Annotated in this window: 14 protein-coding genes; 8 read left to right on the top strand and 6 right to left on the bottom strand. The window is 62.4% G+C overall.

Annotated features, from left to right (window positions below; translation table 11 throughout):
- The first annotated feature begins 34 nt into the window (after nucleotides 1-34).
- From modA to BXU06_RS13365, 8 genes are all read left to right on the top strand, one after another.
- Nucleotides 35-793 carry a molybdate ABC transporter substrate-binding protein gene (gene modA / locus BXU06_RS13405; RefSeq protein ID WP_077300614.1) on the top strand — a complete coding sequence of 253 codons (759 nt, stop codon included), beginning with the start codon at nucleotides 35-37 and terminating at the stop codon, nucleotides 791-793.
- Nucleotides 790-1650, top strand: a complete 861-nt coding sequence (gene modD, locus BXU06_RS13400; RefSeq protein ID WP_077300611.1) for a ModD protein — start codon at nucleotides 790-792, stop codon at nucleotides 1648-1650. The genes modA and modD overlap by 4 nt, the downstream gene beginning before the upstream one ends.
- Nucleotides 1651-1749: 99 nt before the next feature.
- Nucleotides 1750-2142: a hypothetical protein gene (locus tag BXU06_RS13395; RefSeq protein WP_077300609.1), complete on the top strand. Its 393-nt coding sequence runs from the start codon at nucleotides 1750-1752 to the stop codon at nucleotides 2140-2142.
- 61 nt (nucleotides 2143-2203) lie between these two features.
- Nucleotides 2204-2383 carry a DUF3460 family protein gene (locus BXU06_RS13390; RefSeq protein ID WP_077300606.1) on the top strand — a complete coding sequence of 60 codons (180 nt, stop codon included), beginning with the start codon at nucleotides 2204-2206 and terminating at the stop codon, nucleotides 2381-2383.
- Nucleotides 2384-2593: 210 nt separating this feature from the next.
- On the top strand, nucleotides 2594-3004 hold the full coding sequence (locus BXU06_RS13385) for an ExbD/TolR family protein (RefSeq protein ID WP_077300603.1): 411 nt from the start codon (nucleotides 2594-2596) through the stop codon (nucleotides 3002-3004).
- A 3-nt stretch (nucleotides 3005-3007) separates the two neighbouring features.
- Nucleotides 3008-4330, top strand: coding sequence for an energy transducer TonB (locus BXU06_RS18510; protein WP_150125211.1), 1323 nt, complete (start codon nucleotides 3008-3010; stop codon nucleotides 4328-4330).
- A gap of 113 nt (nucleotides 4331-4443) precedes the next feature.
- Entirely contained in the window at nucleotides 4444-5724 is a 1281-nt protein-coding gene (gene tolB, locus BXU06_RS13370; protein ID WP_150125210.1) for a Tol-Pal system beta propeller repeat protein TolB, read from the top strand.
- 31 nt (nucleotides 5725-5755) lie between these two features.
- Nucleotides 5756-6364, top strand: coding sequence for an OmpA family protein (locus BXU06_RS13365; RefSeq protein ID WP_077300594.1), 609 nt, complete (start codon nucleotides 5756-5758; stop codon nucleotides 6362-6364).
- Between the two features lie 344 nt (nucleotides 6365-6708).
- Here the strand turns inward: BXU06_RS13365 and BXU06_RS13360 are convergent, their stop codons facing one another.
- From BXU06_RS13360 to BXU06_RS13335, 6 genes are all read right to left on the bottom strand, one after another.
- Nucleotides 6709-8313, bottom strand: coding sequence for a hypothetical protein (locus BXU06_RS13360; protein ID WP_150125209.1), 1605 nt, complete (start codon nucleotides 8311-8313; stop codon nucleotides 6709-6711).
- Complete coding sequence (locus BXU06_RS13355) at nucleotides 8258-9568, bottom strand: ATP-binding protein (protein WP_077300588.1); 1311 nt, start codon at nucleotides 9566-9568, stop codon at nucleotides 8258-8260. The genes BXU06_RS13360 and BXU06_RS13355 overlap by 56 nt, the downstream gene beginning before the upstream one ends.
- Before the next feature lie 157 nt (nucleotides 9569-9725).
- Nucleotides 9726-10187 (bottom strand): hypothetical protein, encoded by a 462-nt coding sequence (locus BXU06_RS13350; protein ID WP_077300585.1) that lies wholly within the window; start codon nucleotides 10185-10187, stop codon nucleotides 9726-9728.
- A complete protein-coding gene (ahpF, locus tag BXU06_RS13345) occupies nucleotides 10187-11752 on the bottom strand; it encodes an alkyl hydroperoxide reductase subunit F (protein WP_077300581.1) in 1566 nt (521 codons plus the stop codon). Before ahpF ends, BXU06_RS13350 begins: the two co-directional genes overlap by 1 nt.
- 138 nt (nucleotides 11753-11890) lie before the next feature.
- Entirely contained in the window at nucleotides 11891-12454 is a 564-nt protein-coding gene (gene ahpC, locus BXU06_RS13340; RefSeq protein WP_077300578.1) for an alkyl hydroperoxide reductase subunit C, read from the bottom strand.
- Between the two features lie 177 nt (nucleotides 12455-12631).
- Entirely contained in the window at nucleotides 12632-14266 is a 1635-nt protein-coding gene (locus BXU06_RS13335; RefSeq protein WP_077300575.1) for a DUF342 domain-containing protein, read from the bottom strand.
- Between the last annotated feature and the right edge of the window lie 152 nt (nucleotides 14267-14418).

Genomic DNA, 14418 nt, shown 5'->3' with positions numbered 1-14418 from the left:
GCTTGCCTGATCATTTTTTTCAAGGAGCTCAACCATGCTGCAAAAAACCCCGATGCTGGCCGCACTGGCCGTGGTGCTGGCGCTGCCAACGCTGGCGCAGGCAGACGAAGTGGCGGTGGCAGTGGCCGCCAATTTCACCGCGCCGATGCAAAAAATCGCTGCCGAATTTGAAAAAGACACCGGCCACAAGGCCATGCTGGCCTTTGGTGCTACCGGCAAGTTTTACGCCCAGATCAACAATGGCGCGCCATTTGAAGTGCTGTTGTCCGCCGATGACGAAACCCCGGCCAAGCTGGAAAAAGAACAGGCCGCCGTCGCCGGCAGCCGCTTCACCTACGCCATTGGCAAGCTGGTGCTGTGGTCGGCCAAGCCGGGTTATGTGGATGACAAGGGCGAGGTGTTGAGCAAGGGCGACTTTACCCACCTGTCGATGGCCAACCCGAAAACCGCGCCTTACGGCCAGGCCGCCATGGAAACCCTGGGCAAGCTCAAGCTGCTGCCCGCGCTGCAGCCCAAGCTGGTGCTGGGCGAAAACATCACCCAGGCCTACCAGTTTGCTGCCACCGGCAACGCCCAGCTGGGCTTTGTCGCCCTGTCGCAAGTGTACGCCGACGGCAAGCTGACTTCCGGTTCGGTCTGGCGTGTGCCGGCCAGCCTGTACAGCCCGATCCGCCAGGATGCCGTGCTGCTGAACAAGGGCCAGAACAAGCCGGCCCCGCAAGCGCTGCTGACCTACCTGAAGGGGGCCAAGGCCAAGGCCATCATCCAGTCGTATGGCTATGACCTGCCATGAGCCCCTATCGCCTGCCAGACAGCCTGCTGGAACAATTATTGCTGGAAGACACCCCATACGGTGACGCCACCAGCTTTGCCCTCGGGCTGAGCCAGCATCAGGGGGTGATGCACTGTACCGCCCGTTACGACATGGTGCTATGCGGCAGCGAGGAGGCCCAGCGGATGGCCGAGCTGCGTGGTTTGCAGATTGTGCTGCCCGCGCAGCCCAGCGGCAGCGTGCTGAGCGCCGGCAGCCCGATCCTGTCGGTGCAAGGCGCGGCGGACGCCCTGCATGCAGTGTGGAAGCCGGCGCAAACCCTGATGGAGTACCTGTCCGGCATTGCCAGCGCCACTGCCGCGCTGGTGGCCGCCGCCCGTCAGGGGGATCCGCACGCCAGCGTGGCCTGCACCCGCAAGTCGTTTCCCGGGGCCAAAGCCGCCGCCATCAAGGCCATTCTGGCCGGCGGGGCCACGCCACACCGGCTGGGACTGTCGGAAACCTTACTGTTGTTTGCCGAACACCGGACATTTCTGGCGGAGCACAGCCCAGCCGAGGTGGTCAGCCGCCTGCAGCAAGGCTGGGGTGAACGCAAGGTGGTGGTGGAAGTCAGCAGCGTGGCCGAAGCGCTGGTATGGATTGATGCCGGGGCCGAGGTGATCCAGCTGGAAAAATGCACCCCGGCACAACTGGCCGAGGTGGTGGCCGTGGCACGCCAGCGCAGCCCGCGCCCGCTGATTGCCGCTGCCGGGGGGGTCACCCAGGCCAACGCCGCTGCCTACGCCCAGGCCGGTGCCGATATCCTGGTCAGCAGCGCGCCGTACAGTGCGGCCCCCAAAGACGTGGCCGTCAGCATCCGGGCGCTGACCGCTGGCTGAGCGCACCCGCCCGGCGGGCCGGGCGGTACCGTGCCGCGTGGATCCGCTGTTTTTTTATTTTAACCGCAGTCTGAGTCCGATCCTTTGCCGTGAGTCACCATGAAAATTGCCATCGCCACTGACAACTACACCCGGGTGACCGGCCATGCCGGCAAGGCCCGCCACTGGCTGCTGTATATGCTGGGCAACCATCGCCCCGAGCAGCTGCTGCCCGCCCCCACGCTGATCAAGCTGGCCCCGGAGCAGGTGATGCATTATTTCAAGGACGACGCCCCGCATCCGCTGGATGGGGTGGATCTGGTGGTGGCCGGCAGCGCCGGCGATGGCTTCATCCGCCATATGCGCGAACGCGGTGCCGATGTGCTGCTGACCGGCGAAGAAGACCCGGCCACCGCGCTGACCCAGATTCTGGCCGGCGAAGCGCTGACCGACCCGCGCTTTGACATCACCACCACACTGTGCAAGCTGCGCGACCTGTTTTCCCGCCATTGACCCAGCCCGGCAGGCTTTTCCGCTACAATGCCGGCATTCGCCACCCAGGGAGCCGCCCGCCATGTATCAATCTGACTACACCGATTTCATGAACCAGTTTTTGCAGGACAACCCAAGCGTTGCCGAAGACCAGCAACGCCTGCGCCTGACCTGGTGGGACAAGAAAGTGGACTGGGCCGAACAGCAGCGCTTTCTGGACGCCAAAGTGACGCAAAAGCCCTACGTTTACCAGCCGGACTGAGCCAGGCCCGCCCCGCCTGACGCCAGCCTTGCCCAATGCGGCAGCGCGCCTGGCCGGGGTCTGCTGCCGTTTTCTGCTGACCCATTGCCCCGCCCGCGCGCCCTGGTTTCCCGTATCAGGCGGCGAACTTTTTCTGTCCGCCAGCGTCGCACGGCTTTAGCCGTTGCCGGTGTATCATGACTGCCTCTTTGCCCTGCCTGTTGACACCCCATGCTTAACCGCCGCCCCCGCCGCTCCATGAGTCAGATGAATGTGGTGCCTTACATCGACGTGATGCTGGTGCTGCTGGTGATCTTCATGGTGACCACCCCGATGTTTTCCCCCGGTGTGATCAACCTGCCCAGCGTGGGCAAGGCCGCCCAGATTGAAACCGAACCGGTGCAGGTGCTGATTGACGACCAAGGCCGCTACAGCGTCAGCGACAAGGGCAGCGCCCACCCGGTGGACAGCCTGCCGGCGCTCAGCGCCCAGCTCGACAGCCTGACCGGCGGCGACCGGCAACGACCGGTGGTGATTTCCGGGGATAAAACCGTCGCCTACGAAAAAGTGATGGAAGTCATGCGCGAGCTGCAACAGCGCGGCTATGCCCGCATTGGGCTGCTGGTGAAGACGGAGTCGTAAGCCGTGGCCCCGTCGCACCCTCCGCGCACCCGGCTAGGCCTGGGGATTTCCCTGCTGCTGCACGCCCTTCTGGTGCTGGTGTTGTCGCTGTCGGTCAGCCCGGAGCCAGTGCGCGTGCAAGCCCCGGTGGGAGTTGAGCTGTGGTCGGCTCCGCCGCCGATGGCCGGTGGCGGCACGCCTGACCGCCCGGCCCCCGCTGCCACCCCGACGCCGCCCGCCGAAGCCGAGCCAGCTGAACCCGAACCGCCCGCGCCACCGCCCCCCGCCCCAGTGAGCCCGCCCACCCCAGCGGCACGCCCCGCAGCCCCGGTACGCGCCGCCCCCGAAGCCGAGCCGCTGCCGCCCGTGCGTCCGGATATCGCGCTGAAAGCCCGCGAAGAGAAAAAGCGCGAAGAAAAACGCGAAGACAAGCAGGCTGATAAAAAACCGGAACCCAAAAAGCCCGAACCCAAGCCCGAGCCGAAAAAACCTGAGCCGAAACCCGAACCGAAAAAGCCCGAGCCCAAGCCGGAACCGAAAAAACCTGAGCCGAAACCCGAGCCGAAGAAGCCCGAGCCCAAGCCAGAGCCAAAACCCGAGCCCAAGAAACCGGAACCCAAGCCTGAGCCCAAAAAACCCGAACCCAAACCGGAACCGAAAAAGCCAGAGCCTAAGCCCGAACCCAAGCCAGAACCCAAACCCGAGCCGAAAAAGCCCGAGGCCAAGCCTGAGCCCAAGAAAACCGACAGCAAGCCCGAAGTCAAAGCCGACACCAAGCCCGAGGTGAAAAAACCCGACGCGGCCAAAACCGACAGCAAGGCAGGCGACGGCAAGGGCGACGCCAAAGCCAAGCCCGACGCCAAGGGCGATGGCAAGGGTGACCCGAAAGCCGCCAAGGGAGAAGGCAGCGCCGCCAATGGCAAGACCAACGCCAAGGCCAACAACCCGTTTGCCGACGACTTGCTGGCCGACCTGAACAGCAGCAACGCCACGCACAAGCCCACGGCCAAAACCACCCAGGCCGGCAGCCACGATGGCGCGCCGGGCGGTGCCGCCAGCGGGGCCAAAAACGCCAACGGCGACTATATCGGCCTGGTGGTGGCACGGGTGCGCCCGCATGTGCAAGTGCCAGACGGCATGAGCGGCAACCCGAAAGCCGTGGTGGAAGTCACCCTGTTGCCCAGCCTGGAAGTGCGTGAGGTAAAACTGCTGCAATCCTCAGGCAATCCAGCTTACGATGAAGCGGTGCAACGCGCGGTGTGGGCAGCCAAAACCTTCCCGCCGCTGCCCGCTGGCGTGCAATTTGCCGACTTCCGCCGGCTAAAACTGGAATTCCGCCCACGCTGACCCAGGAAAAACCCCCGGAAAAACAGACTCAAATGGATTTTCTGACGCACGCCGCGCCTCCCCGACGGATGTGCCCACCTCATCATTGCCATTACTTCAAAAAAGGACGCGTTATGCTGCATCGCCTGTCGCACGCTGTATTCAGCAGCCTGGTGCTGATGCTGGCCTGCCTGCCAGCCCGAGCCGACATGACCATTGAAATTGTTGGCGGCGGAGCCAACCGCCATGTGCTGGCGCTGCCCGCCTTTGCCGCCGAAGCCAGCGTCAACGGCGGCATCACCCCAATCATTCGCAGCGACCTGAGCCGCTCTGGCGCATTCAAGGTGCTCGAACCCGGCGCAGTGGCACAAGCGCCCAGCACACCGGGCGAAATTGACTACCCCGCCTGGCAAGGCGCGGGCGCGATGAGCCTGGCAGTTGGTCGGGTCAGCGTGGCCGGTGGGCAATTGTCGGTGGAATTCAATCTGATGGACGCCGCCCAGCGCAAGCGCCTGACCGGCGGCACGCTGACCGTACCCGTAAGCGACAGCCGCGCTGCCGCCCACCAGATTGCCGACATGATCTATCAGGCGATTACCGGCGAGCGCGGAGTGTTTTCCACCCAGATTGCCTATGTGCTGAAAGCCGGGCGCAACTACCAGCTGCAAGTGGCCGACGCCGATGGGGCCGGCGCACAAACCCTGCTGCGCTCAGCAGAACCCATCATCTCGCCCAGCTGGAGCCCGGATGGCAGCCGGCTGGCGTATGTGTCGTTTGAAAGCAAAAAGCCGGTGGTCTACGTGCACTCGCTGGCCAACGGTGCCCGCCAGGCCGTGGCCGCGTTCAAGGGCAGCAACTCGGCCCCGGCCTGGAGCGCCGACGGCAGCCGGCTGGCCGTGGTGCTGACCCGCGACGGCAACTCGCAGATTTACGCCGTGCCGGTGGGCGGTGGAGAAGCCGTGCGACTGAGCCAGAGCCAGGGCATCGACACCGAACCGGATTATGCCCCCGACGGCAGCCGCATCCTGTTCACCTCCGACCGTGCCGGCAGCCCGCAGGTATACAGCATGCCCGCCAGTGGCGGCAGCGCCAGCCGGGTGACATTTGAAGGCAATTACAATGTTTCGCCGAACTTTGCTCCGGATGGCAAGTCTTTTACCTTTATCCGCCGCGAAGGCGGGCGCTATCGGGTGATGGTGCACGACTTCGCCACCGGCCAGGCCAATGCGGTCACCGACACCGCCCACGACGAATCGCCCAGCTTTGCCCCCAATGGCAAGATGATTTTGTATGCGTCGGAACAGGGTGGGCGCGGTGTGCTGTACACCGTCACCCGTGACGGGCTGACCAAAACCCGGCTGGCCACCCTCGGTGGCGACGTGCAGGAACCCGCCTGGGGGCCTTACCCCCGCTGACCTATCCCCCAAGACATGGAGAACGTAAACGATGAAAGCATCCCAGCTTGTATTGAGCCTGCTGCTGGCCGCCACCCTGGCCGCCTGCTCCAGCACCAGCCCCACCAACACAGCGGGTAACGGTGCCAATGGCGCAAATGGGGCCAACGGCCTGAACGGTGCCAACGGCGAAAACGACCCCAGCGCAGCAGGCTATGTGCGTAACGGCGTGGGCGTAAATGGCGCAAACGGGGCCAATGGTGCCACTGGGGCCGATGGCAGCGGGGCTTACAGCAACAGCGCGCTGAAAGATCCGCGCAATATCCTGTCCAAGCGCAGCGTGTACTTTGACTTCGACAGCGCCACGGTCAAGGGCGAATACAAGCCGCTGGTGGAAGCTCACTCCACCTTTCTGAAGAAAAACCCGCAACGCAAGGCGCAGATTCAGGGCAATACCGACGTGCTGGGCAGCCGCGAATACAACCTGGCACTGGGCCAGCGCCGCGCTGAAAGCGTGAAAAACATGATGCGCGTGCTCGGCGTGCCGGAAGGTCAGCTGGAAGCGGTCAGCTACGGCAAGGAAAAACCGAAAGCCACCGGCACCAGCGACGCTGACAACGCGCAAAACCGCCGGGCGGATGTGGCGTACGACGGCGAGTAAGGTGATTGGTGACTCGACCTCTTTCGGCATGAGCCTCACCTAACTTGTCGTTCCCGCGTAGGCGGGAACCCAGGCCTCGCCACATCGTGCGCCGTGGGCGTTGAGCGTGGCGTGGTGGTGGTGAGAACTCGCATCTGCTGTACGCTGTAGATGCCCCTGGATTCCCGCCTGCGCGGGAATGACGGGGTGGAGCGCAAAGGGAGCAGCCATGACATAGAGACGCCGACGTAAGCTTGCTCGCATGTGCGCCGGTGTTTCAACGTGACTGACGACTAGGCAATAACGGCCACAGGCCGGCAGGGAGGATTCCCTGCCGGCCTGTGGCGCATATACGTAGCAAAATCTCAGTCAGCGTAGCAAGAAGACACTGCCACCAAGCTTTGCAGCTCGCGCACTGCGTTCAATTCACGCGGGTAAGCTGGCACTTCGACAAACTCGGCGCTCAGTTGCAGTAAAAGATCTTCCGCCTCCTGCAAGGGTGCCAGATCGCCCGGCGGCAGCAAGGCTTGCCGCGCCAGCGCAATCGCCAAATCTTCACGCGCATGACGCGGCGCGCGCGGCGCAGCAGCCAGTTGACGGAAAATGGCCACGCTCTTGGCCAGCGCCTGCTCGGCGGCGGGCCAGTCCTGCAAGCCCATGTGCGCGTCGGCCAGGCCAAGCTGAATCAGGGCGAGGTCTCGCTGCAGAGAAAAAGCGAAGGAAGGAGCGATAGTAATGGCGCGTTCGCAATATTCTAGTACATTTTGATAAATGAGCCGGGCCTTAGTGTGGTCGCCAGCTAAAGAGGAGCTCCTTGCTCGACCATATATAATATTGGACAGCACGGTGGGATTAAGGAAGCTGTAAGGCAAATGAAAATTAACATCACCTAATTCATGGGCTAACCTGTATGCACGAGAAGCTTCATCTGCCGCCCCCAATAAATATAAATTTTTTCCAGCATCAGATAATAATATAAGCATAGAAATCAAAGAAAGCGGAGCATCGTGTTTAGCTTTACCCCTCATCCTAAAACTATTCCCTATACTTATGACGAACATTTTCAGCACTGCAATAGTGGTGTTCTTCCAAAATTCATCTTCAGCCTGAGCGCTCCAGTTTATGAATGCCAGGAAAAAATTTAACCGGTCATCTTTAGCATTTTCTGCAAAAATATTATCTTGCATGTGATTCTGCATATACAGGAGAGTTGGATTTATTATCTCTTTTGCGTCCAGTAGTCGTCCCATTGTGGTCAATGCTTCACATGCCTGCCAACCAGTCGCCAACATGACGGCCTTATTCTCGTTTTGCTGACTCCGCCGCCACTCCTGCAATAACGCCTCAGCATCCTCGGCACGCCCCATCCATGGCTGGCGATCCAGAGAAATCGGAAACCCTGCCGGCAGCCTCTCCCAACACCAATCCTGTGCCGCCGTCAGCGCCGGGGCATGCCATTGCTGACTCAACACCCGGATATGCCAGATGTCCGGGGCGATTTCGCGGGTAATGGGGCGAAAATTGGCGGGCAGCACCAGCAGCAGCGGGCGCGGCAGGTCGCGCTCCAGCAAAAAGCGCCGCTCGTTCAGCCGCGCCAGCAGGCGGCGACGGGCGGCGTCCCAGTCGGGCTGTTGCGGGTGGGCGAGCATGGGCAGCCACACCGCGCCGGGCGCGGCTTGCAGCGTGGTCAGCTCGGCCATCAATGCCTCCACCAGCGCATCAGGATCATGCGCCAGCAGCGCCGCGCAGGCTGGTTGTTGCAGCGGCAAGCCAGCGGGACGCAGTTCGGCGTTTAGCCAGTCGGCCAGCCATTGTGCCGGTTGGGCATCGGCAAACAGAAACAGCAGCGAGAAACCTTCTGGCTGCCATTCAAGATGGCGCAGCAGTTGTTGCGCGCCATCGCCGTCAAACCAGTCAGGCGGCGGGCGCGTAGCCATCCACCACCTCGCGCAGCAGCGGGTGAACATCATACCAATCGCTGCCGTTGCGATAATTCAGCACCATGCGGTTATCCAGAAAATGCGCCAGCATCGGCAGTTCGGCGTCGGTTTTCAGGCAGGGGACGTGGGTTTGCGTGATACGCTGCAACCAGGCCAGCTGGTCATCCGGGATAGGCAGCATTTCATTGCGTGCGGCATTTTGCGCCGCCTGCACGGCGGCAGCGCTAAGCGGCAACTGGCTGTCATCGCGCACTGCGGGCAGGCATAGGCGAATCAAGCGGAAGAACTCGCGCAAATCGCCGCCTGAACTTAGCGCCAGGCTGTCCAGCGCCGCTTCTGAAAATAACGACGCCCAATCCGGGTCGCGGGCGGCAATCACCTGGCGCAAAATGGCCAGGCCATCCGGGTCGGGCTCACGGCTGCGATCTTTAAAAATATGGGTGCTGACCAGCCGGCGCGTGGTGGCACCACCCATCAGTCCACCTGCGCCAGCGGCCAGAACCGACAAATAAGGCGGCACGGTGTACACCACATGCAGGCCAGGAATGCACAGGTGTTCGGCGTGGCTGAAAAACAGATTGCGCACGCTTTCGTACACCTTCATGGCCTCATCGCCCACGCCGCGCACCCGCTCGACCGAATCCACCAGCAACACCACCTTGCCATCGTCTGGCCGGCCCATGCGCGCACGGATGAAATTCACCGTCTGCAAGAAAAACGCATGCGTGTCCTGCACCAGTTGGGCAACATGGCCGCGCATGGTTTCCTGCATATGGCGTTTGAAATCCGGGTCGCTTTTCAGCGCCGCTTTGATTTCGGCGCCTGGCAGTTTGAATTTGATTTCATCAACCGTCACCCGGCTTTGCAAAAACAGGGTAAAGCGCTCCCAATAGCCCAATTCACCAGGGGTATCGATAAATTTCTTTTGCACTTGCTCAGACAGCGCACCTGCCATCGACACCAGAAAATCACTGATTTCAACTTCTTTGCTGAGCAGCAGGTATTCCGACAGATCGACATAAAACACCTGCGCGCCCAGATCCTCCAGCTCGCGCTTGAGCCGTTGCAATTCGGTGCTTTTGCCGGTGCCGCGCTGGCCGGTGAACAAACACACGCCCCCGCCGGCTTGCCAGTCGATTTCGGTGGCGATGTCGGCCACCGGGTCGGCGTCGCCATGGCGGTTCAACTCGGCGATATACACCGGGTCATCCGGGGTCAACACCCGGTCGGCCAAGGCGGTGTAAAGCTGCTTGAGGGCGGCGCGGTGGGCGGCAGACAGGGGCATGCAGGCGCTCCAGACAAAAACGAGGACAAACGCGCGCGCCACAGGCGGGCGCGCAAGAAATATCCATGATTGTAGCGGCAGCGGCAGCCAGAAAGAACCTGCACATGCGTTTGGCTCAGCAAATACAGCTTTGCCAGGGGAGTGTTGTTGGCCGAGCTTAGCGCACCAGCGCCGCCAGCCCGCCCTGGTCACAGGCAAAGCGCACCGCGCTGATGTTGTGCTGCTGGATGTCCAGCACGCTGACGCAGCCGCGTTGGCGCGGCAGCATGGCCAGGTCGGCGGGCTCACGCCCCAGCAGGATGGGGTAGGGTTTGTCGCGCAGGCGCGGCAGCGCCACCATGCGGGCAATCAGCGCGGGCATTTTGTGGATGTCGGCCAGGTATACCCGCTGGGTGTCAGCCAGCCAGCTGGCCGGCTGGCTGTCGAGCAGGGCGCTGACCAGATTGGCGGCGTCGTTGTCGGCGGCAAACAGCCATTGCCGGGCGTTGGCTGCCGGACTGGCCGGCTGCTCGTGCTGGGTAGACAATTTCAGCGTGGGCAAGGCATCGCCCACGCCCAGTGCAGCGGCCTGCGCCAGGCTGGCGCAGGTCAGCAGCAGGATGGCCAGTCGCGTGCGCATCAGGCCGGGGCCGAGGTGCGGATCAGATGATCAAACGCCGACAGCGAGGCGGTGGCACCGCTGCCCATGGCGATAATGATCTGCTTGTACGGCGCGGTGGTGCAGTCGCCGGCGGCAAACACGCCGGGCACGCTGGTCTGGCCCTTGGCGTCGATGACGATTTCGCCAAAGCGGCTCAGTTCCACGCTGTCCTTCAGCCAGTCGGTGGCCGGCAGCAGGCCGATTTGCACAAAAATGCCTTCCAGCTCGATGTGCTTGATTGCTTCGCTGACGCGGTCTTTGTAGCTCAGGCCGTTGACCTTCTGGCCATCGCCGGTCACTTCGGTGGTTTGCGCCGACTTGATCACGGTGACGTTGGCCAGGCTGTTGAGCTTGTTCTGCAACACGGCGTCGGCGCGCAGGGTGTCGGCAAATTCCAGCAGGGTGACGTGGCTGACGATGCCGGCCAGGTCAATGGCCGCTTCGACGCCGGAGTTGCCACCGCCGATCACCGCCACGCGCTTGCCCTTGAACAGCGGGCCGTCGCAGTGCGGGCAGAAACACACGCCCTTGGCTTTGTAGTCTTTTTCGCCGGGCACGCCCATTTCGCGCCAGCGTGCGCCGGTGGCCAGAATCACCGAACGCGATTTCAGCGCCGCGCCGTTATCCAGCTGCACTTCAATCAGGCCACCGGCTTGGCTGGCGGGCAGCAGTTTGGTGGCGCGTTGCAGGTTCATCACGTCCACGTCGTATTCCTTGACGTGCTGTTCCAGCGCCATGGCCAACTTGGGGCCTTCGGTTTCTTTTACCGAGATGAAGTTCTCGATGCCCAGGGTGTCCATCACCTGGCCGCCAAAGCGCTCGGCCAGCACGCCAGTGCGGATGCCCTTGCGCGCAGCGTAGATAGCCGCAGCGGCACCCGCTGGGCCGCCGCCCACCACCAGCACGTCAAACGGGGCTTTCTGGCCGATTTCGGCAGCGGCACGGGCGCTGGCACCGGTGTCCACCTTGGCCAGCACTTCTTCCACGCTCATGCGGCCCTGGCCAAACTCGGCACCATTGAGATAGACCGTGGGCACCGCCATGATCTGGCGGGCGTTGACTTCGTCCTGGAACAGCGCGCCGTCGATCATGGTGCTGGTCACGCCGGGGTTGAGCACAGCCATCAGGTTGAGTGCCTGCACCACGTCCGGGCAGTTGTGGCAGGACAGCGAGATAAACGTCTCAAACTGGAATTCACCCGGCAGCGCCTTGATCTGGTCGATCACCGCCTGCTCAACCTTGGGTGGGTGGCCGCCGGTCTGCAAGAGCGCCAGCACCAGCGAGGTGAACTCATGGCCCATCGGCAGGCCGGCAAAGTGGATGCGCGGGGTTTCGCCTGGCTGCGCCACGGCAAACGACGGGCGGCGAGCATTGCTGCCGTCGGTGCGCAGGCTGACCTTGTCCGACAGGGCGGCGATGTCGGTCAGCAGGCTGTGCATTTCCTGGCTGCTGGCGCTGTCGTCCAGGCTGGCAATCAGTTCAATCGGGCGTTGCAGGCGTTCGAGGTAGGCTTTGAGCTGGCTCTGGATGGTATCGTCGAGCATGGGTGTCTCCTGATGTGAATTCCGCATGAAAGCCGGATTGCACAGTGATGCGCACTGGCCACGCATCACTGTGCAATCCGCGCCAGCAGAACGCTGGCGCGTGGCCGGCGCAGACCGCGCCGGCACCGAGGGTGATGCTTAGATCTTGCCAACCAGGTCCAGCGACGGAGCCAGGGTTTTTGCGCCTTCTTTCCACTTGGCCGGGCACACTTCACCCGGGTGGGAGGCGGTGTACTGGGCGGCCTTCAGCTTGCGCAGGGTTTCCGACACGTCGCGGGCGATTTCGTTGGAGTGGATTTCCAGGGTCTTGATCACGCCGTCCGGGTTGATGATGAAGGTGCCGCGCAGCGCCAGGCCTTCTTCCGGAATGTGCACGCCAAAGGCGTTGGTCAGGGCGTGGGTTGGGTCGCCCACCAGCGGGAACTGGGCCTTGCTCACTGCCGGGGAGGTTTCGTGCCAGACCTTGTGCGAGAAATGGGTGTCGGTGGTGACGATGTACACTTCAGCACCGGCAGCCTGGAATTCGGCGTAGTTGTTGGCGGCGTCTTCGATTTCGGTCGGGCAGTTGAAGGTGAAGGCGGCCGGCATGAAAATCAGCACGGACCATTTGCCCTTCAGGCTTTCTTCGGTGACCTCAATGAACTTGCCGTTGTGGAAAGCTTGGGCCTTGAACGGTTGAACCTGGGTATTGATGAGGGACATCTGGGCGGTCTCCTTGACTGGGGTTGGGTGATGACACAACACCATGTTAGGCAGCTGCCGCAGATTAAGCCAATTGATTAATATAATTGTGGCGATTGATTAAGGCTATTTGTCCTGAAAAATCAATAGCAACCGGCGATGGGCACGCCGCCCACACCGGTTGCACAGGCCCGTGGCTCAGGTCTTGCTGAAGATCAGCTGGTTTTCTTCCAGGCGAAACACGCCAAAACCGGTATCTTCGGTCACAAATGTCGATTGTTTGCCGATGTTGACCGTCGAGCCAGAATACACCCCGGCAGAAATCTCCACCTTGGCCGACTCCGACAGATTGGCATCGGCCACCAGCGCACGCTCTTCGGCAAAGCATTCGCGCCGGCGGTCGAGCAGGCGGCGCATGGTGTTTTGCGCCTTGACCACCACATCCTGCTTGTCCGGCTTGTCCGCCAGAAAGCGGATCAGCTTGTTCAGGTCGGCTTCTTCCTTGGCCAGCGCGGCAATCTGGGCTTTTTTCTCGTCGATGCGCTGTTGCAGCAGCGGGTTCACCCCCACCTGCACCCGCGTTTGCCGGCTGCCCGGCCCGCCCAGGTATTCGGCCTTGATGCCCAGCGTGGCGCGCACCCGGCCACCCATGATGTAACCCTTGCGCCGGCCACGGGTGCCGATTTCCACCCGGTTCAGCGCGGTGATGTCGCATTCAATCGCCGCTTCGTCGATATACACCGACTGCTCGGCAATGATCACCGCGTTTTCGGCGTACTTGGCCCGCACATTGGCCTTGGCGTGCAGGCTGGTGCTGGAGCCGCCATTGGCGTCGCGCTGCTGGCTGTTCTGCCCGACAATGCCGCCCTGCACAGTGATGCTGCCCCCGGCCTCGATGGTGGCGGCTTCCACCGTGCCATTCACCGTCACATCGCCGTCTACCTTCACATGCATGCCGCTTTGCACATCGCCATTGATCACCAGGCTGCCGACAAACGTGACATTGCCAGTGCTGACATTCACCCCCGGCATCTTGATCACGGGCTCCACCTTCACCGAATCGCGCATCAGCACCGGCTGGCCAGTGGAGGTGGCGCGCAGCAGATCGCCGTCGTTGGGGTCGCGCTCCACGCCTTCCAGCCGGTAGGGGTAGTCCAGATTCTTGCCGTCCGGGGCGGTCAGCACATTGTCAAAGATATCGCGGCCAGGCGTGCCTTGCAGGGGTGGATGACGACGCATCAGCACATCGCCCGGCGACACCATGGGGATATCGCCCAGATCGCGCCAGTTCACCCGGCCATCCTCACCCGCGCGCGGCACTCGCTCGCGGTTGACATCCACCAGCGGCTCAAAACGGGTGTCCTTGCCTGGCACCGGGGCAATGCCCTTGGCCACAGTGACAGGCTCGCCCAGCTTGTTGGTCAGCGCCGACTGAAACGCCGCTTCATCCATGCCGTACATCACCCGGGCTTTTTCCAGCTCCTTGCGCGCCGCATCCACCGAAATGGGCGTGCCGCCATACGATGGCGTGACCTGCAACTGCGCCACCAGCCGGTCTGCCGAGATGTACACCCGGTATTCCGCGTTGCGCCGGTTGGCGATGGTGGACACAAAGGCTTCGTTTTTGCCGATATGCTGTGCGGCCACCGCCAGCGCGTTTTCGTCAAAATCCAGCTCGCCAAAGCCTTTTTCGATGGCCATGTGCCGCAAGCCGGTGGCGTCGATCTTGAAGCGGAAGTCATCCGGTTCAAACATCAGGCGCAATTCGCCAGCGTCGGTTTCCTTCATGGTCAAACCAAAGGGAGATTCCGGGGCGTCGTCGTATTCACTCATGGCACTCAATCCTCAATAAGCCGCCTGATGGCCAGGTCAGCGGTACAGCTGCGGGGGCAGGCTGAACGCAAGCAAGCCCGACCGGGGCGCAGCCACCGGACGGGGAATCTATCATCCACATTGCGCACGCCAGTGACAAGCACCGCCGTGTG

This window comes from Aquaspirillum sp. LM1, assembly GCF_002002905.1.
Classification (GTDB): domain Bacteria; phylum Pseudomonadota; class Gammaproteobacteria; order Burkholderiales; family Aquaspirillaceae; genus Rivihabitans.
Note: the sequence above shows the minus strand (reverse complement) of the source record. Positions and strands in the feature narration are given on the sequence as shown.